The organism is Vibrio sp. 10N.286.48.B8, from assembly GCF_003050085.1.
Taxonomy (GTDB): Bacteria; Pseudomonadota; Gammaproteobacteria; order Enterobacterales; family Vibrionaceae; genus Vibrio; species Vibrio crassostreae.
On the sequence record NZ_PIGD01000020.1, the window covers coordinates 25,266 to 44,674 of the forward strand.

At 44.1% G+C, this 19,409-nt stretch carries 18 protein-coding genes; 8 read left to right on the top strand and 10 right to left on the bottom strand.

The genetic code is table 11. The annotated features are described in order from the left end of the window. Window positions 1-57: 57 nt before the first annotated feature. Both CWO08_RS19190 and CWO08_RS19195 read right to left on the bottom strand, forming a co-directional pair. On the bottom strand, window positions 58-642 hold the full coding sequence (locus tag CWO08_RS19190; RefSeq protein ID WP_102431994.1) for a TetR/AcrR family transcriptional regulator: 585 nt from the start codon (window positions 640-642) through the stop codon (window positions 58-60). A 193-nt stretch (window positions 643-835) separates the two neighbouring features. Further along, a complete protein-coding gene (locus CWO08_RS19195; protein ID WP_008216632.1) occupies window positions 836-1,009 on the bottom strand; it encodes a hypothetical protein in 174 nt (57 codons plus the stop codon). Window positions 1,010-1,403: 394 nt separating this feature from the next. Between CWO08_RS19195 and CWO08_RS19200 the strand changes: the two genes are divergently transcribed. Then, window positions 1,404-3,383: a methyl-accepting chemotaxis protein gene (locus CWO08_RS19200; protein WP_102480810.1), complete on the top strand. Its 1,980-nt coding sequence runs from the start codon at window positions 1,404-1,406 to the stop codon at window positions 3,381-3,383. Window positions 3,384-3,473: 90 nt separating this feature from the next. On the opposite strand, the gene CWO08_RS19205 is transcribed toward CWO08_RS19200, so the two are convergent. After that, window positions 3,474-3,896 (bottom strand): organic hydroperoxide resistance protein, encoded by a 423-nt coding sequence (locus CWO08_RS19205; RefSeq protein WP_102431996.1) that lies wholly within the window; start codon window positions 3,894-3,896, stop codon window positions 3,474-3,476. 127 nt (window positions 3,897-4,023) lie between these two features. On the opposite strand from CWO08_RS19205, the gene CWO08_RS19210 reads away from it, so the two are divergent. Then, the gene (locus tag CWO08_RS19210) at window positions 4,024-4,458 is read left to right on the top strand and encodes a MarR family winged helix-turn-helix transcriptional regulator (RefSeq protein ID WP_102431997.1); all 435 of its coding nucleotides are present in this window, start codon (window positions 4,024-4,026) and stop codon (window positions 4,456-4,458) included. A gap of 183 nt (window positions 4,459-4,641) precedes the next feature. Here CWO08_RS19210 and CWO08_RS19215 read toward each other — a convergent pair whose 3' ends face one another. Beyond that, entirely contained in the window at window positions 4,642-5,805 is a 1,164-nt protein-coding gene (locus CWO08_RS19215; RefSeq protein WP_048659000.1) for an amino acid permease, read from the bottom strand. Between the two features lie 489 nt (window positions 5,806-6,294). Here CWO08_RS19215 and CWO08_RS19220 point away from each other — a divergent pair, with 489 nt between their 5' ends. From CWO08_RS19220 to CWO08_RS19230, 3 genes are all read left to right on the top strand, one after another. Continuing rightward, window positions 6,295-7,515, top strand: a complete 1,221-nt coding sequence (locus CWO08_RS19220; protein ID WP_102431999.1) for a MerR family transcriptional regulator — start codon at window positions 6,295-6,297, stop codon at window positions 7,513-7,515. Beyond that, window positions 7,516-8,079, top strand: a complete 564-nt coding sequence (locus CWO08_RS19225; RefSeq protein WP_102479532.1) for a GNAT family N-acetyltransferase — start codon at window positions 7,516-7,518, stop codon at window positions 8,077-8,079. It abuts the gene before it with no gap. Window positions 8,080-8,316: 237 nt separating this feature from the next. Continuing rightward, window positions 8,317-8,865, top strand: coding sequence for a carboxymuconolactone decarboxylase family protein (locus CWO08_RS19230; protein ID WP_102432001.1), 549 nt, complete (start codon window positions 8,317-8,319; stop codon window positions 8,863-8,865). A gap of 94 nt (window positions 8,866-8,959) precedes the next feature. On the opposite strand, the gene CWO08_RS19235 is transcribed toward CWO08_RS19230, so the two are convergent. The 4 genes from CWO08_RS19235 to CWO08_RS19250 all read right to left on the bottom strand — a co-directional run bounded on the left by CWO08_RS19235 (window position 8,960) and on the right by CWO08_RS19250 (window position 14,308). Next, entirely contained in the window at window positions 8,960-10,135 is a 1,176-nt protein-coding gene (locus tag CWO08_RS19235) for a MalY/PatB family protein (protein WP_108020932.1), read from the bottom strand. A gap of 12 nt (window positions 10,136-10,147) precedes the next feature. Further along, on the bottom strand, window positions 10,148-11,611 hold the full coding sequence (gene nhaC, locus CWO08_RS19240) for a Na+/H+ antiporter NhaC (protein ID WP_102432003.1): 1,464 nt from the start codon (window positions 11,609-11,611) through the stop codon (window positions 10,148-10,150). A 145-nt stretch (window positions 11,612-11,756) separates the two neighbouring features. Beyond that, a complete protein-coding gene (locus CWO08_RS19245) occupies window positions 11,757-12,761 on the bottom strand; it encodes a LacI family DNA-binding transcriptional regulator (protein WP_048663973.1) in 1,005 nt (334 codons plus the stop codon). A gap of 119 nt (window positions 12,762-12,880) precedes the next feature. Then, window positions 12,881-14,308: a PLP-dependent aminotransferase family protein gene (locus CWO08_RS19250; protein ID WP_102478526.1), complete on the bottom strand. Its 1,428-nt coding sequence runs from the start codon at window positions 14,306-14,308 to the stop codon at window positions 12,881-12,883. Window positions 14,309-14,432: 124 nt separating this feature from the next. Between CWO08_RS19250 and CWO08_RS19255 the strand changes: the two genes are divergently transcribed. Further along, window positions 14,433-15,332 (top strand): DMT family transporter, encoded by a 900-nt coding sequence (locus CWO08_RS19255; RefSeq protein ID WP_108020933.1) that lies wholly within the window; start codon window positions 14,433-14,435, stop codon window positions 15,330-15,332. A 104-nt stretch (window positions 15,333-15,436) separates the two neighbouring features. Here the strand turns inward: CWO08_RS19255 and CWO08_RS19260 are convergent, their stop codons facing one another. Continuing rightward, window positions 15,437-15,862 (bottom strand): DUF3010 family protein, encoded by a 426-nt coding sequence (locus tag CWO08_RS19260; RefSeq protein ID WP_017069797.1) that lies wholly within the window; start codon window positions 15,860-15,862, stop codon window positions 15,437-15,439. Window positions 15,863-16,122: 260 nt separating this feature from the next. Here CWO08_RS19260 and CWO08_RS19265 point away from each other — a divergent pair, with 260 nt between their 5' ends. Then, window positions 16,123-17,760 (top strand): methyl-accepting chemotaxis protein, encoded by a 1,638-nt coding sequence (locus CWO08_RS19265; protein ID WP_108020950.1) that lies wholly within the window; start codon window positions 16,123-16,125, stop codon window positions 17,758-17,760. A 152-nt stretch (window positions 17,761-17,912) separates the two neighbouring features. On the opposite strand, the gene CWO08_RS19270 is transcribed toward CWO08_RS19265, so the two are convergent. After that, complete coding sequence (locus CWO08_RS19270) at window positions 17,913-18,260, bottom strand: DUF3316 domain-containing protein (RefSeq protein ID WP_048659007.1); 348 nt, start codon at window positions 18,258-18,260, stop codon at window positions 17,913-17,915. Window positions 18,261-18,522: 262 nt separating this feature from the next. On the opposite strand from CWO08_RS19270, the gene CWO08_RS19275 reads away from it, so the two are divergent. Next, complete coding sequence (locus CWO08_RS19275; protein ID WP_048669431.1) at window positions 18,523-19,392, top strand: LysR family transcriptional regulator; 870 nt, start codon at window positions 18,523-18,525, stop codon at window positions 19,390-19,392. Window positions 19,393-19,409: the final 17 nt, after the last annotated feature.

Here is a 19,409-nt window from a genome sequence, read left to right on the forward strand (position 1 = left end):
AGTGCTTTAGGCTAACAGTGGAGTCTTTTTGTATGGCTTCTAAAACAAGTTCAGCTTCTAAAAAGGATGATACTTAAATACGTCTTCAACCATTGAGTTAAGTAAATCAATGTCATCACAGGTTTTAGCGTACGTACGCAGACCTGCTATTTGAACTTGAACATGTCGAGCAAGCTGAACAGGTTCACGCTCTTTGCTTATTTCACCAAGCTCTTGTGCTTCGGTAATCAGCTTAGCGAACTCACCTTCCATGATCTTCAGTGATTTCTTCGCCTCTTCTAATAACTCTGCGTGTTCATCAGTCAGTTCTGCGACCGTTTTTGCTAGCATACACATGCCATTTGGCGAGCTTTGTTTTGATTCGACCACAGCACGTTTGACGAAACTTTCGAGCGCTTTGATTGGAGAGTCTGTTTCGCTGCGGAAACGGTTCAGATTGAGGATGCCAAGTTCGGTATAGCGAGCAAGCGTCTCTTTAAACAGACCTTCTTTGCTGCCAAATGTCGCGTAGATGCTACCCGGACGCATATCAATCACATCTTGCAGGTTACGCATAGAAGTTGCGTGAAAGCCCTTTTCCCAATACAGGTTCGTTGCTTTATCTACTACATCTTGTCTATCGAACTTCGCGGTCTTGGCCATAACATTTACTTCATTAATCTGAACATATGTTCAATATTTTATGCTGAACGCTCGTTCCAGTAAAGGTGTGTTTTGCTCAACTTAATTGTCTTCCTTGCATCTTGTTGGTGCATAAGGTGCTCGATTGAATGCAATTAATAGACAAGGTTTGGCAGTTTTTATTCTGGTCTCATTATCTAATGTCTAAGTAAGACTAGTCGTCGACGACTTCGACGGTTTTATGCTGCGCGCCGTAATAGGTGCCTTCATCGATAGTGTACATCAGCGTTTCTTCGCACTCTGGGCAATCGAATTCTTCATTAGGTTCGATTGCTGCTTCTTCTACCCATTCCCATCCAATGTGTTCTTCGCAAGCGGGACAGTCCATAAAACCTCTAATTATGCTTCTACGTTAATTGAATTCGTAACTTTTTGAGCCCGGCATTATACATAGTTGGCGCTGAATATGTAGCGACAACTGAGCAGAAAAAGGGTGTACACATACCTCTTTAGGGTTAATAAAACCTGCCATATTTCAGTCGCTTACGTCAATAAAATGTTGTTGCACGCTTTTTGTGTTTTCTAAAGCTGCATAGCTAACAAATTTATAAATAAACCAATGAATTTTGTAAGGTTAAATGCTAGCGTTATCGATTGTCGTCCGTTATGGCACGGTAATTGATAAAACTAAATATTATTATGATCTCGGTAAAGGTACACCGTTTTAGAAGTGTGTCTAATTACATGACAGATAAAGATTCGTCAGCTGCTAGGAAATAAAAATGAAATTAACCGATATGTCCTTTAAGCAAAAAATCATCGCTTTGCTTATTTTACCGATCTTAGGGTTTCTCTGGCTCAGTGTTTCTGCGATATCCAAAGGCGTAGAAACAAAGACTGAAATGTCCTCATTGAATCAACTGACACGCCTTTCGGTTGTGTACAGTGAGTTAGTGCATGAGTTACAAAAAGAGCGAGGCATGACAGCTGGCTTTATTGGCTCTCAAGGAACCAAGTTTGTCAGTGAATTAGCCGCGCAGAGAACCAATGCCGATAACCGACGTAATGAAAGAAATGATTACTGGCAGTCTGCCAATATCAATCTGCCACAGATTAATCGCCTGAACACAGAGATAAGCCAAAGCCTTAATCAGATAACGACCATTCGAAATCGAGTGGATTCTCAATCTATCCCACTTTCTGAGGCCTTGGGTTACTACACCCAATTGAATGCAAAGCTTCTTAGCGTATCGGCGTTAATTGCAGAGCTAAGTTCTGATGCTACCATCACTACAGAAACCATCGCTTACTACAACTTCTTGCAAGGTAAAGAGCGAGCGGGTATCGAGCGTGCTGTCCTGAATAACACCTTTTCTAAAAATGAATTTGGCCCGGGTATGCTGGTGAAATTCATCTCTTTAGTGACAGAGCAAAATACCTACTTCTCGAACTATGAAGTGTTGAGCAACCCAGCGAACGTTCGATTCTTTGAACAACAGTTAAATGACCGCTCTGTGGCAGAAGTAGAAAAGCTTCGTAGCTTGGCTGAATCTAAGATGAGCGGCTTTGATGTTGACCCTGTCTACTGGTTCTCTCAATCTACTGCTCGTATTGTTCAGCTAAAGAAAACAGAAAACCACCTAGCTGAATCACTGATTGCGCTGACCGAGAAAAAGATGTCAGAGGCGCAGTCTGCGATGATGATGAGTATTGGTCTATTTGCTTTGATTACTTTGTTCGCAACCTTCGTGAGCTTTAAGGTGATCAGCGACCTGACGATGAGAGTGAAAGACCTGACAGTGATGTTGTCTAAAGTTCGTAATGACAACGATCTAACGGTTCGTGCTAAGTACGTTGGTAACAGCGAACTTGGCCAGATATCTTCGGCACTCAACGAAACGCTAGAGAAGTTTTCAAACGTTATCGACAATCTGTCTCAGTCGAGTCTGACCTTAGCTTCAGCCGCTGAAGAAACCTCGCAAACTTGTCACTACAACTCGAACACACTAGTTCAACAAAAAGACCAAATTGGCTTAGTTGCGACTGCTACAGAAGAGTTATCAGCAACGGTAAATGAAGTGGCCGCTAAAACTCAGCAGACAGCAAGCTCTGCTAAACTGGTCGATGAGCAGTCGCAAGAAGGTTTGAATACGGTTCAAAACTCTTACCACTCTATCGAAAAACTGGCATCTGAAATTAATGACCTAGCGGAAAAAATCACGCACCTACACGAGAGCAGCAATAACATTAACAGTGTGATTGATGTGATTAAGTCGGTAGCAGAACAAACCAACCTACTGGCATTGAACGCGGCAATTGAAGCGGCACGAGCGGGTGAGCAAGGCCGTGGATTCGCGGTAGTGGCTGATGAAGTTCGCACGCTAGCACAACGTACTCAGCAATCGACAGCTGAAATTGAAGGCTTTATCAGCTCGCTACAGTCTGATGTTCAAACGGCGTTTAATGTGATTGATAACAGCCAGAAGATGTCGTCTAAAGCAGTTGAGGATTCAAAAGAGGTCGAGCACACCTTACAAGGAATCTCCGCATCGGTAAGCGAAATATTCAGCATGACCGAACAGATCGCCACAGCAACGGAAGAGCAAGCGGTTGTGACCCAAGATATCGCGCAAAACGTGATGGCAGTAGAGCAGAAATCGACGGAGTCGACCACAGGCGCAACTCAAATTGCAGCAACAGCCAAAGAACAAGCTGAACTGGCGGCTTCATTGAAAGAGATTGCAAACACGTTTAAGAGCTAATCTTTCAGAGTTAGAAGTTTTCCATCTTATATAAAAATGTCCCGCCTAATGCGGGACATTTTTTTAGTGGGACATTTTTGGGTAAAGCGACTAAAGCGCTTGTCCGTTAACCGACAATTTCACATCAATGTTGCCACGAATCGCATTTGAATATGGGCAAACTTGGTGAGCGGTTTTTACAAGCGTAACAGCCTGTTCTTGAGCCAAGTCGAGCTCAATCGCTAATGAAACGGTTAAAGCAAAACCACCATTTTCATTTGGACCGATACCAACCGTTGCAGTTGTTGGCGCCGATGCAATCTTGATTTTCATTTCTTTCGCTACGTGAAGTAGAGCATTTGAGAAACACGCAGAGTAGCCCGCCGCAAACAGTTGCTCAGGGTTCGTTGCTTCACCTGAACCGCCCATTTCTTTCGGGTAGCTTAATGCAACAGAAAGCAAATTATCGTCAGTAGAAACTTGGCCGTTACGACCAGCAATTGCAGTAGCAGAAGTAGTGTAGAGTGTTGTCATTGTCTTAATCCTTAAAATGATTGTATAAAATTAAATTGTGCGCAACTTTATTTTGAGGTTAGCTTAATTGATAAAACTTACGTGTGCAAGTATATTGTGTGCAATTTAATTTATTGACGAGGTGATCGTGAGCGACCAAAATGAATATCTAAAGTTAGATAATCAGGTGTGCTTTGCACTTTACAGTGCTTCAAATGCAATGAGTCGAGCTTATCAACCTCTGCTGAAAGCGCTTGATCTTACTTATTTACAGTACATTGTGATGATGGTGCTTTGGGAGCAACAAGAGATAAATGTCAAAGCGTTAGGCGCTAAAACACATTTAGATTCAGGAACCTTGACTCCATTACTTAAGCGTTTAGAAGCAAAAGGTTATGTGCTTCGTAAACGTAGTACTGAAGATGAACGAGTGCGAGTAATTACGCTAACTCCTGTAGGGACTGAACTCAAAGAGCGCGCGCAAACTGTCCCAGAAGAGATATTTTGTTTGTCTAAGATGAATGAAAACGAACTTAAATCGCTCAAAGCGCAATGTGAGCAGTTACTTGACAACTTAACTTAATAAGAACGTCTCTTTAATTCTCAGTAATCACGTTCAAATACTGAAAAAGCCAGTGAGTATCTACTGTTAATAGCAGATACTCACTGGCTTTTTGTATTTTGATGTGAGTGTGAGGTACTTGTTTAGTCTTCACTCACAAACACATACATATCACCACGGCAGCGGTTGATACTGTGTCTCTATCTAACCCATAAACCAAGACACGAAAATCAGCGCGCCAAAACCGAATGTTGCCATTAGTGCGGTGTCGCCACCGGCTGCTGTGTAGCTGCCCTCGGTTTGTAGGTGAGGGAAGTCCGGTCTGCGCACCTTAACCACCATTGCGAGTGGACCCCAGATAGCTAGGAACACCAAAACCATGCCTGCATAGTCGAGCATGCTTACAAACTGGCTAGCGAACAGCTCTGCTAATACCAAAGGTAAGATGAAGGTCAACGCATAAGCCAACGCTTTGTTGTTGGTTACAGCGTCTTTGTTTTGGTCATACAGCGCCATGGACACGCCAAGGAAAGAGGTCACTAATGCCAGTGCTGAGAACAGAGCAATCACTACTTTCAACCAAGCAGACTGTCCGCTAAACGCAGAGATCAGCTCTGAAATGTTGTGGAACTGGCTGATCGCGTCTGTGCCAAGGTTACCGATAATCGCGAACAACCAAGTGAGGTAGCACACGAGCGGAATCACTGAGCCAAGCAGAATCATATTGCGGATCTGCTTTTGAGTCGCTTCACGGTTGTAGATCACCAGTGATGGGATCACCACCATAGAGGCAAAGCTGGTAAAGATAACCGCGCTGTATTGCACCACATCATTGGCCGTGTATTGGCTAGTTTGAGTTAGGTAATCAAGGCGGATATTGCTAAACAGAGAAGCGATAACAATAAATAGCATCACCACCATCATGATGAATAGGCCACGGTTCAACTTGTCGATATAAGACTTACCCGCAACTACAATCACACCCATAAATAGGCTGAAAACCGTATAAGCAGCAGATGCAGAGATGTTTACGCCAACATCGAGCAGTAGCTTATGGATGATGTCACCCACGCCCAAGATATAAGCAATAAGCATACATACCAACAGCAGATAAAAGAGTGCATTGATAAAGTGTTTACCTTTGCTGCCCAGAGTGAGGTAAGCAACACTGCTCATGCCACTGTTGTCTTTAGTTTTAGTACACGCTTCTGCCAGTAGGAGTGCAGAGTAAGTGGTGCCGATAAAGATAAGTAGCATCAGCACTGAGCTGATCATGAAGCCAAATTGGGCCAACACCATTGGGATAGCCAACATGCCAGCCCCTAATGCAGTCCCTGAAAGGATTAGGGAACTGCCGAATAATTTCATATTCAAGAAAAACAACCTCTAGCGATCCAATTAATTTTTAGTCGGATTGTAAATAATTGTTTCCAAGACTAACAAATTACTCAGTAAAGTTAGGGATTAAATTCTAATTATTTTTGAATTTTTCTAAAAAGTTAAGAAGGCATTTTCAGATGATATCTGTGCTCTTTTGATCTATTTGCTGGGTGATTGTATTTATCGTTTAGTTAACGTTCGTCCATTGTTGAATAATTTAGAAGTTAGCAAAATTCGGTTAGAAAGAAGTATGTTTATGAGCCAATTGTTTTCAATTCATCAAGTTTAATCCTCTCCTTTTCCTGAATCCCGTGCAGGCAATGTCGATGACTAACCGTTCTATGGTTAAAACCACACTCAGATCGTTTTATCAGTTTGAAGGTAAATAGGTAAAGAACGAGAAAAGTGTCTAAAATTCTGTTGACCTGACTACAGCTTCATAGTTTATCTTTGCTACCGAAATGAGAGGGGAAGTGCATGTATCGTATCTCTGAACTGGCCGATTTGGTTGGGCTGAGCCGCTCCACATTGTTGTATTACGGCAAGCTAGGTTTGATTGAAGCTCAGCGTCAGAGCAATGGTTATCGCCTTTATTCTGAAAAGGACCTACAACGTGTTCGGTTGTTGCAGCAGTTACAAGCGGGTGGGTTGACGCTCAAAGAGTGCCAAGCTTGTCTAGATGCAAAGATAGAGCGCAGCTTACTGGAAAATCGTCTTAAGCAGTTAGACGAAGAGCTCGTTCAAAAGCAACGATCACGCGACCTACTAGCAGCAATGCTAGGTGAAGGTGGTCTAGAAGAGTGGCATGAGTCGATGGACAAGCTTGCGCCAGATGCACACCTCGATTGGTTAATTAAGCAGGGTTTTGATGAGAAACAGGCTCTGCGATTGAAGTGGTTATCGAAAGACATGAATGAACATGATCAATACATGGCGGATTTTGGCGCTATTTTTGAGGGCTTAGAGCGTTTAGGGCCAGGAACGGTTGAAGATACCTTAGCAGCATTGGCACAAGTTCCGGTTACACCTAAGCGCGTACTTGAGATTGGTTGTGGCAAAGGCATCGCGACCAAGGCGTTAGCGAAAGCCTTAGTTGAACATCAAACGGACGTGCAAATAACAGCGTTAGACAATGATCAACCGAGTTTGGATATTCTGAGTCAACAAGCACTAGAACTTGGTCTCGAAAGCAATATTAAAACGGTATGTGCAAGCATGATGGATCTACCGTTTGAAGCTAAGTCATTCGACCTGATCTGGTCAGAAGGTAGCGCTTACATCATGGGTGTTCAGAAAGCACTTAAGCAGTGGCGGAAGCTACTCATCGATGATGGCATCTTGGTCGTGAATGATTTGGTGTGGAACACCGAGAATCCAAACGAATCAATCAAAGTATTCTGGCAGAAAGAGTACCCAGATATGACCACGGTAGCTGAACGTATCAAGCATGCAAAGGCGGCGGGTTACCAAGTCTTGGATGACTTTGCGATGAGCGACGCCGGCTGGCTTGCCTATTATCAGCCTTTGCAAAAGCAAGTCGAGTCTTTGAAAGCAACGATGCCAAACTCAAAAGCGCTCGCAGATTGCGACAATGAAATTAAACAATTCTTCAGTAACAGCGAACTTGTGGAAGGTTCTCAAGGCTCAGCTAAGCGTGATTTTGATTATCACTTCTTTGTGTTGAAGAAAGTACAGTAAGTGAAGAACACCATGAAATTTAGACAATATGATTCAAGCGAGATCGAAACGATCACGCAACTTTTTACTCAAACCTTTACTGATTCAGAAGGCGAGAACGAGGGTAAAACAGTAGGTAAGCTTGCCAAGGATCTTTTAACGACCACAGATCCAACAGAGCTACTTTGTTTTGTCGCGGAAGATGATACTCGTGAATTAGGAAGCACAATTGTAGGCGCGATTATTTTTACTCCGCTTTCATTTGATGACGAAACTAAGGCTTACTTGCTCTCTCCAGTAGCGGTGAGCACTCAAGTTCAAAAGCGTGGGATCGGCCAAAAGCTGATTAACTTCGGCTTACAGACTCTAAAGGAACAGGGTGTCGAGCTTGCTGTGACATACGGTGATCCTAGTTACTATTCAAAAGTAGGTTTTGAGCAAATCACTACTGAGCAGATCCCAGAACCATTCGAGTTGAGCTACCCTCACGGTTGGATCGCTCAATCGCTGACTGGCGGTGAAATCAAAGTGGCGAGCGAACAGTCTAGCTGTGTTGAAGCTTTGGCTCATGCTGAATACTGGTAGTTGCTTAAAATAAAATCTTAGATGAATGAAAGCCCATCAGGTTTCACTTGATGGGCTTTCTTGTTATGAGCAAAAGATATTCGTCATGCTTCAATGTAAAACTTGAACATATGTTCAAAATAACACTTGAACGATCGTTCTAATTTGTTCTATATTGTTTTCACACTAACGGAGAACAGTAATTAATTGCTCCGTAATTGAATAACTTTAAAATCATAAATTGATAGGGATAAAACAATGAGCAACTTCAAAATTCACTCAATAGAATCAGCACCCGCGCAGAGCAAACCTATTCTTGAAGGCGCTAAAAAACAGATGGGGCGAGTTCCAGGCTTGTTTGGTGTGTTGGCTGAATCCCCAAACACGCTTAAAGCTTACACTCAGCTTCATCAGGCGTTTAGTGACTCATCTTTCGATGCTGAAGAGCTAACGGTGGTTTGGCAAACCATCAACGTTGAACACGAGTGTCACTACTGTGTTCCTGCACACACTGGCATTGCACACTCAATGAAGGTTGATCCTGCGATCACTGAAGCACTGCGTAATCGCACCGCAATGCCAACTGAGAAGTTGCAAGCACTGCACGACTTCACGCTCAGCATGGTTCGTAATCGTGGCAATGTGTCTGAAAGTGAAATGGCAGCATTCTTTGAGGCGGGTTACGGCCAACAGCAAGTGTTAGAAGTGATTCTTGGCCTGTCTCAGAAAGTGATCAGTAACTATGTAAACCGTGTTGCTGAAACGCCGGTAGACAAAGTGTTCGAACAGTTTGCTTGGCAAGGCTAATTTACCTTTAAATAAGTAAATAGTAAGAATGATGAAAGCCCCGCTCAGTTGAGTGGGGCTTTGTTGTTTGGCGTGGGTGACGTTTTCTAGTTGCTTACTTATCTACAGCTAATGCTACTTTTAGTCGTACCAAAGCGTCTGCTAATACTTCTGCAGGGCACCCTAGATTCAATCGAATAAATCCTGAACCTTCCTCGCCAAAGGCACAACCCATACTCGGTACAATACCGGCTGCAATGAGTTTGCGCTCAAGCTCTGCATCGCTTAGTTTCATTGCACGGCAATCTAGCCATGCAAGATACGTCGCTTCGGGTTTAGTGAAACGAATATGAGGCAACTCTGTCTTTAGGAATCCGCTCAGCGTTTCTATGTTGTCTTGCAGATACTGTTTTAAGTCCGCTAACCAAGCTTGACACTCTTGATATGCAGTGGTCGCTGCGGACATTGATAGATTGTTGAAGCAATCCATGCCATGAGCATCCAAACGTCGAACAAACTGCTCCTTCAATTCTGCATTTGGAATGATAAAGTTCGAAATTCTTAATGATGATAAGCCAAAAGTTTTACTGGCCGCAGTTGCCACAATAAGTTTGTCGGTTAGCGAACTTGGTAGTTTCAATGTTGAATGGAATATGTTGGATGTTAGCGCTAGGTCGCTCCAAATCTCATCACTGATCAGCCATACATCGTGTTTTTGGCAAAGCTCGGCAACTTGCAGGATCTCTTGTTCGCTCCATACTCTGCCTGTTGGGTTGTGTGGGTTGCAGAAAATCAACGCTTTGGCGCCACTCGCAAAGCAGTCTTCCAAATGTGCGAAATCAAGCTGGTAACGACCTTCTGATACTATCAATGGGTTGTTCAACACCTTACGATCATTTAGTTCGATGATCTTACGGAACGAACCGTAGCCCGGGCTTTGAATTACGATTTGGTCATTCACTTGTGTGAGCATTTGCAGCGCCATAGCAATACCGGGCAAAACGCCGTGCACCGTTGCAATCCATTCTCGTTTGATTTCTGTTTGATGTTGGTTTCTAAACCAATCGATCGCGGCTTGGTAGTAGTCGTCTTGACGTTCTGAGTAACCAAAAATACCATGAGAAATATCTTGAGCTAAGCGATCTAATACTTGTTGAGGCGCTTGGAAATCATAGTCAGAAACCCACATTGGCAGTAAGTTGGTACTTTCTAAGCCAAGCTTCTGCTCCATAAAGTCCCACTTTACCGACCCTGTATTTCTGCGGTTAATTGTATTGTCGAAAGAATTCATAGGATGTGAGCCTTACTTAGTGCTGTGAGCCAGGGAAGTTTCTACGGAGTCTTCTGATTGTTCAGGCTTTGTGTGTGCAATACCAAACCCAGTGAAACCATAAATCAGAGCGAAAACGATACCGGTGTAACATTGGATTGCCCAAGGTAGGTAATCTAGCGTTGCAACTCCGAGCGTGCTTGCCATGTAAATACCTGCCGCAGTCCAAGGAACCAGTGGTTCGATGATTGTGCCTGCGTCTTCAATGGTTCTAGATAGGTTTTTAGTGTCTAGCCCCATTTTACGGTAAGCGTTCTGAAACAGTTCACCAGGGATGAGAAGTGCTAATTTACCGTCAGAGGTCGTGAATACTACTGTGATGGTTGCAATCACTGTTGATGCGATAAGTTGTCCTGTTGAGTGAATCATATGCAAGAAACGACCTAGTACCACATTCAAAGCGCCGGTTAGGCTTAAAACACCTGCAAAAGAGAACGCACAGAAAACCAGTAGGATGGTGCTCATCATTGAGAACAAACCACCACGGTTTAGCAGTTTAGACACATCAGGAATTAGTCCATCAATCGCTGTACCTTTCGCTTCAAACAGAGCGACATTGAAGCCGTCGACATAAGCTTGGAAACCTTGTTGTAGAGAGAAACCTTGTAGAACCATACCTAATACAATCGCAAGAGCAGACGCACCTAACATCAGTGGCAGAACAGGCTTTTTGGTGAGTGCGCCCCACAGAATCATCACTGGTGGGATGATCAAAAGGATATTGAAGTTGTATAGGCTATCCAGTCCCGCAAGAATTTGAGTGACCTTTTCTGGTTCACCTACGTTCGCGATATCTGCACTTTGTCCAGCAAAGAAGAAGACAACTGATGCAATCACAAACCCAGGCAGCGTTGTGTAAAGCATGTGCTGAATGTGTTCGTACAATGTGGTGCCTGAAACGACAGGCGCAAAGTTAGTTGAGTCTGAAAGAGGGGAGATCTTGTCGCCAAAATATGCGCCAGAAACAACAGCACCCGCGGCAGCTGCCAATGATACATCTAGACCGGCCGCAACGCCCATCAGTGCAACACCAACCGTGCCCGCAGATCCCCAAGAAGTACCAGTACATACAGAGACAACAGCAGTAACGAAAAAGGCAGCGATAAGTATGTATTCAGCGCTGATGACTTTAAGCCCCCAGTAAACCATATAAGGGATCGTGCCACTGATCATCCAGCTTGCGATAAGACCGCCCACCGAAACCAATATCAAGATAACAGGCATCGCTTTTGCAAGTTTCTCAACAATCGCGTTGATGATGTCATCCCAGTTGTAGCCCATCTTCCAAGCAATGCATGCGGTGAAAGTCGCAGAAATGAGTAGCAGAACTTCAATGCGAAGTCCTAAAACACCGTATCCAATAGCAAGTAGCGCAAACATAACGGCGATGGGCGCTAATGCTAATCCGAACGATGGTAGAGGCTTTGAGTTATTCATATTTGTTGTCCTCAGGTGAATGTAGGGTTTGTTCGGAATGGATAATAAGCGTGCTCTGAAATCGAAAGTGCGACTTCAATGCTGTTTTCATGTAAGCGGTTACATGAGGTGTATACATGAGATTTTGGTCACATTTCGTCTCATTTTAGTGCTTGATTGACTTAACCGTCTGCCTTTCAACCAGTGTCGCTTCGAATTTATGTTGCTTAGGAGGGGCGTATCCTGCGGCTTTAAGTTTTATGGCAAGGTTAGCCGCATAAGTCGACATCTCGTCGATAGGGTTGTGCATGGTGGTTAACCGAGGGTAAAGATAGCGAGCGAGCAAAACATCATCAAAGCCGATCACAGAAATATCGTTGGGAACCGAGATGCCTTGATCTTGCAAGCTCGTCATTAAGCCTGCAGCCATTACATCATTGAAGGTGACGGCGGCTGTGACCTCGGGGCATTGGTTTACTAAGATGTCACCCGCCGCTTCACCACCTGATTCACTAAAGTTTTGGTTGATGATCCAATTAGGCTGTATTTCGATATTGGCCGCTTTCATCGCTTCTTGGTAGCCCTGTAAACGGTCTGTTCGGTCTTGGATTGGAAGGTCGCTCGAGACATAGGCGATTTTTCGATGACCCAGCTCGATGAGGTGCTGTACTGATATTTGAGATCCGAGTTTATTATCTACCCATACAGAGCGATTTGATATTTGAGCAATCGTGCGGTTGAGTAAAACCATTGCAGGTAATTGAGCGGAGTAACGCAGTAACGTGGTGTCATCGAGCATCTTTGAATGAATGACCATTGCTTCACAACCTTGGCTGATAAGAAAGTCGAGGCCTTCTTTTTCTCGCTGAGCATTGTGTCCGCCACTTACCACGACCAATTGGTAACCATTGGTTCTAGCCACTTCTTCGACACTCTTCGCGACCAGAGCAAAAAATGGATCGGCAAGGTTGCCAGTCAGTAATCCAAGCGTATTGCTGCTTCTACTTGCCAAGGCTGTTGCGCGAGCATCTTTGTGGTAATTGAGCTCTTTTACTGCACGTTCTACGCGCTCTAGCGTGATAGGTTCAACGTAGCAGGTTCGGTTTAATACACGAGAAACCGTTGCTGTTGAAACCCCTGCAAGTGCTGCTACATCTTTTATTGTTGCCACGTTTAATTCTGCTAAGCATAGAAAGGCTGCGAGTGTAGCGAATCTCTAATATTTAATATGTTAATAAGGTCAAAGCTATTAACTCTTGATTGAGAATATTAGTCGAATACTGAAAATATCTAACGTACGTGCTTAGCTATTATCTTCGCCAGCGTCACAATCCCTTCTTTCCACTCTTTGCTCTCCTCAATGTTAGCGACAGTGAAGCGCAAGCAGTGTTTGTATTGGTCATTGGTCCCAAACACTGTACCGGGTAAAATCCCCAACTTATGCTTTAAGCAGTCTTGATAGACGGCATAGCTGTCGACCGACTCAGGCAGTGTTATCCAGTTGAGAAATGAGCCTTCCGGCTTTGATAGGTGGTAGTGTCCGACAAGGTGCGGGTAACTATCAAGAGCTTGAATTAACAAGCTTTGGAACTGTTTTTGATTGGTTTGATAGAGCCGTTTCATTTTGGATAAATGACTGCGATATTTACCGGTAGTGAGGAATTGACCCACCGCGGATTGCATGAGGTTTGAGCTGCCCATGTTGTCACATAAAAGGTACTTTTCGACCAAGGGCTGATAGCGCCCCGACAGTAACCAGCCGATTCGTAAGCGTGAGTCTAAGGTTTTAGACAATGAGTTGACGTAGATGACTCTATCTTGATCATCCAGTTCTTTGAGGCTCGCGATTGGTGTGTCGAATGCCAAGCTACCGAACACATCGTCTTCGATAATCGGTAAGGATCCGGTGATCTCCAGTAATGCTTTTCGATTCGCCAATGGCATCCGTGAACCGGTTGGATTGGTAAAGTTTGGCGTTAGCAGTAAGGTTTTCACTTCCCATTTGCCCAGCGCACTTTGTAGTGATGGGATATCAATACCGTGGCTAACGCTGCTGGGAATTTCAAGGGCTTGTAAGCCAAGCGACTCAAGTAAAAGTAGATTGCCGAAGTAACATGGCGACTCGACCGCCACGATGTCCCCCGGCTTGGTGAGCGCACGTAAAGCTAAACTGATCGCCTGTTGAGCTCCATGAGTAATCGCAATCTCTTTCGATCCCGCAGGCACACCAAGATCATGGGTGATCTTTAACAATTGCTTTACTAATTGCTCGTCTCCAGGAGGCAGTTGGTAATAACCGGGAAGCTGAGTTTGCAAACGACTGTGGCGACCGATCTCGGCGTACAAGCTACGAATCGCAGGGTTGTTGATATTGGGGTGTGCTGAGCCTGCCAATAGTTTTAGACGACCTTTTGGACGAGAGAGTACCGATTTGGTGACAGATAATAGATCAACTTTTTGAGGTTGGCTTGATGCATCCCAGCTAGTGGTGTTGGGTGCTTTCACGCGATAACCCGACTTGGGAACCGAATAAACCCAGCCTGTCGCTTCCAGTTCTTGGTAGGCACGAATAACGGTATTTTTGCTCACGCCAAGTTGTTCGCTTAATTGGCGAATTGAGGGAAGGCGATCGTCTGGATGAAAGAGTCCTTTATCAATTTGAGCCTTAATATGTTGTTCGGTAGCAAGGTATTTATTGCCGCTGAGTTCTGCTTCCACGTTTTTCTCCCTCGTTGCTCACTCTCAATCTGTAACCATTTAAAGTGTTATATCTGTATCTTTATTAGTTATCTGTACCCAACTAAGGTAACAGCATTGATGAAGAGTTGACCAGAGGTTTGTAATGCTGATTAAAATGATTCCGTTCGTGTTTGTAATATTGTGGTCGTCAGGCTTTGTTGGCGCTCGTCTTGGCGTGGAATACGCGGAACCCGCAACATTACTTTCACTGAGGATGGTAGCCAACGTAGCGCTGTTCTTAGTTTTGATTGCAATCCTTAAGCGTCGTATCCCTCGTGGTCGTGCATTCTTCCATGCTTGTGTGGTTGGCATCTTGATTCATGGTTTCTACCTTAGTGGCACTTATCTGGCAATTGATATGGGTATGCCTGCCGGGTTGAGTTCTCTACTTGTTGGCTTACAACCGATTCTCACCGCATTAATTATGATCAGCTGTACTTCGCAGCGTTTTAATTTTGCACAGTGGTTGGGATTAGCGCTTGGTTTTGCGGGTATTAGTTTGGTGTTGATGGGCAATATTGAATGGCAGTCAGACGACCAAAAAGGCTTGGCAACGTTATTGTGTTTGGTTTCTTTGGTTGGTATTACCTGCGGGACTCTGTATCAGAAGCGCTTCTGTCAGGGCACTGATATGGTCGGCGGTGCGATGGTGCAATATTTGGCTTCTGCAGCGTTGTTTCTGCCGTTCGCAATGCGTTATGAAACTATGCAAGTGAACTGGACGGTAGAATTCACGTTGACTCTAATCTGGCTGGTGGTCGTTCTGTCTTGTGTTGCCATCCTATTGTTGCTTTACATGGTAGAGCACGGTGCATCTTCAAGTGTGGCTTCGGTCTTTTACTTGGTGCCACCGACGACAGCAATCCAAGCGTGGCTTATTTTCGGTGAGTCGTTCGACATCTATGGCGCGATGGGCTTTGCCTTGTCTGCTGCGGCGGTTTATTTGGTGGTGAGGAAGCCAGAATGGATTAAGGCTCGCAGGCGAACAGTGTTAGAGCGGTAGTGTGTATATCATAATTAACTCCACTTAACGTCAGTAACTAGAAACAAAAAAGAGCCTGAATATTCAGACTCTTTCTGTATCAAATATTGGCTAGCGACTTTTGATTAGCGCTTCATCAAGCAAGCATATGCCGTAGTAAACGGTGCTTCTTGGTATTGCTTAAGGCCAGTTTCTTTGAATTTCATCATTAGAGGGTTGCGCTTGAGGCTCTCTTTGATGTCAGCAGGTGATACAACGGTTACGTCTAGGCCGTCGATCAGTTGAATTGCTGCTTCTAGTTTGAAACCAAAGCCACCGCCAGCAAATTTGCCTTTAGTTTGGCGTTGACGAATTACAACTTTATCTACTTGGTAATCTTCCATTAACTTTGCAAAAGAGAATTGAAAGTCTTTCATATTCTGTGTGTCGTTTGCGTCGCTAATTGAAACTTTAGAAACTCGGCAATCAGGAATGTTAAATACACCATCTGATAGAGAAAGAAGACAGATGACTGCATCGTTACCTTTGATTTCAACACCACAAATTTTCATGTTCTTACCTACTTATTTTAGAGCCCTACATTATGGTGTTATTTCTCACACTTCTCCAGTATTTGCGCGTACTCAGCGGCAAATAAGTCTAAATCAGAGCATACTTTAATGTTTGAGAGTTAACCTCTGGTTGAATAATCACCACGAAAATTAACGATATCGTTTGCTATGAGATAGGGCTCACAAATCCTTAGTGAGATTGCATATGTGTGCTGTATATTGCGCGCGCATCCCTATTTGAAGTGTGGTTATTAATCCCAATGAATATCAATAATTTTTCGATTAAGAGTAAAATCGCGATCCCGCTGTTGGTGATTGTGATTGTTTTTTCTACCGTTACTGTACTCAACGTTATCAGATCAAATGCTCAAGCTGCGATTAATAACGAGCTCAATAATGTGGTTCAGCCTGTGCTAGATAACCTAGAAGATGGCTACCGAGATATCTACCAAATTATCGCTTCGGCACAAGGTTTGTTGCTTGCTAAAGACCAAGCGGCGATTGAGTACCAAAAGTTTGAATTTAAAGACAACGCTTACAAAGCGGTTCCTCGTTTTCAAAGTGTCGAAACCTTGTATCAAGCGGGCGTGTTGGATCCATCTTCACGTGGTGAGTTATCAAAGCTTGTGAACGCGATGAGTAAGTGGGTGGCGCTGCATGAACCAATGTTTGCAGACCCTGCGAACGCGCACCAATACAATATTGATTACTCACCTGCATTAGATGCCGAGTTTGCGACTATTCGTAAGCAACTGCGTGATATCAGAACCTTGATTGAACTGAAGCAGAAAGAGCTTCGCCAGCAAGCCGATGACTCTATTGAATCAAGTAAGTTGATCATCGAAGTCGGTATGGCCGTTGCTGTATTCGCTGCAATCTTCGCGATGTGGTTGTCGAACCGTTTCATTATTCAACCCATTCAGAACGTTGAGAAAGCGATGAATGAAATCGCTTCGGGTGACGGTAATCTGTCTCAACGAATGAAGGTCGAAGGTAATGATGAGATTGCTCGTTTAAGCTCTGCTTTCAATCAGTTTGTTGGCAAGATCCACGTCACGGTCGAACAAGTTATTTTCACATCGAATGCGGTACGCGCTGAGATGGAAAACATCAAATCGTTAACCCAGAGTGTTGCTGAGTTCTCTTCAAATCAGCAGCGAGAAAGTGAAGTAGTCGCGGCGGCGGTTCATGAGATGCAAGCAACCAGTGAAGTGGTCAGTGGCAATGCATTAGATGCAGCAACCGCAAGTAACGTGGCGAACCATGAAGTGGAATCGGCAGATACCACGCTTGGCTTGACCGTGACTTCGATTGAACGCCTTGCGCAAGATATTGAGAACGCGGGTGGTGTAGTTCAAGAACTGGACACAGATGTGAAGAACATCGCCTCAATCCTTGGTGTGATCAAAGGTATTGCAGAACAAACTAACCTATTGGCATTAAATGCTGCGATTGAAGCAGCACGTGCCGGTGAACAAGGTCGTGGCTTTGCGGTTGTAGCTGATGAAGTTCGTGCGCTTGCAAGTAAAACTCAAGACAGCACTGGCGAAATTCAATCAATGATTGAACGCTTAGAAGTTGGTGCGAAACACGCGGTTGGTGTAATGACTGAAAGCAAAGTGAGTGGCGAGAAAACCATTGTTCAGGCAGGAACAGCGGCATCTTCATTGAGTGAGATTCGCAACTCAATCGGAAAGATGAACGACATGAACACACAAATCGCAACGGCGGCTTCGCAACAGTCTCAAGTGTCTGAAGAAGTGAATAAGAATGTTCAACGCATCGCTGAAAGCACAATGCAAATGGTTGAAATGGCGAGCAGCGCAGAAAATGCATGTATGGCATTGGCAGAACAGTGTGAGGCGCTAGATAGCCTAGTGTCTCAGTTTGAAGTTTAATTTTCAAAGTAGACAGACGAATATGAGCTGATACTGGTTGTTCGTTTGAATTCCATTAATCAGCGCTGAAGGTCAAAAAAGCCCATGCTCAATGAGTACGGGCTTTCTTTTAGATACTAGGTCGGTTTTGAGACCTAATTAATCGTTCGGTATTAGCTGCTGCGACCGTCTTTGTATGTGTAACGGTAGTCAACTTTTACGTTCGCTTGGTAATGAACATCGCCGCTCATGTTAGTGATTTTTTTCACTTCCATGTTCGCGTCATCAATCTTGAACGAATCGTATTTGGTTGTTTGTTGGAACTGTGGCAGTTCTCTTGAAAGCTCAAAAGGTGTTTTTGCGCTTAACTCATCCATAAGGTTAGTTCCTGCATCGTATGCTTCCGCTTCAGTAACAAATGTATCAGATTTTAGCGTTGTTTCTTGAATCGTTGTTTTGGTTGCTGCGAACGCTGTTGTGCTGAGTACAAGAGTTGATGCAAGTATGATTAATTTTTTCATAGGAGTACCTTACTGTGTTGAAGTACCTGTGTTCCGGTACAGAACCAACATATCAATGAAGTGGTAGGAGGAGTGTCAGGGGGAAATACGATTTTGTTAGTGTTCGGTAAGGAGTTTTGAGAAATGTCAGGTATCGGTTGGCGTTATTTTAATCAGTTGTGGCTGGCGAAGATTTATGCGCAAAGCATATCAAGCAAGGTGACACTGATATCTATCTTCAATACACTGTATGGGTAACCAAAATTCAGCATAAGGTAAAGGCATGGCCAATTGGGAAGGGGTAATTGAGTTTGTTGCAGTGGCAGAGCGTGAAAGCTTTACTGGTGCGGCGCAGAAACTCGCTACGTCGGTGGCTCAAATCAGTCGTAGGGTCGCAAACCTCGAAGAACGACTCGCAGTGAAACTGCTCAATCGAACGACCCGAAAGGTGTCTCTAACAGAGGCTGGGCAACTCTATTATCAGCAGTGTAAGTTGCTGGTCGAGGGCTTAGAAATTGCTGAGCTTGCGGTCACGCAGATGCAATCCACACCAAAAGGCTTACTGAAAGTCACCGCGCCTGTGACTTATGGTGAGCGCCAACTTGCTCCGATACTTCATCAATTCTTAAATCTTCACCCACAAGTAGAACTTGAGTTGATGCTGACTAATCAAAAGCTCGACCTAATCGACTCGGGTGTTGATGTAGCGATTCGTCTTGGTCGCTTAGAAGACTCAAGTCTTGTGGCGAAGAAGCTCTCTCAACGCCAACTCTATGTATGTGCCAGCCCTGAATATATTGAACGTTATGGGGAACCGCATACATTATCTGAATTAAATAATCATCAATGCTTAGTTGGTGGATTTGAACACTGGCGCTTTAAAGAAAATGGTCGCCCTCGTTCGGTTCGTGTTAACGGACGCATTAAGTGCAACAGTGGTTTAGCGTTATTAGATGCTGCGAAGCAGAGCATTGGCTTGGTGCAGTTACCTGAATACTACGTGAGTGAAGATCTAGACTCTGGAGAGTTAGTCGAAGTGCTTTCCGATTACCGAGACGACAAAGAAGGGATCTGGGCGTTGTACCCTCAGAACCGTAATCTATCTTCAAAGGTTCGCCTGCTGGTGGATTTCCTGTCTGAGCAATTGGATTAGTTTATGATCTAAAGCCA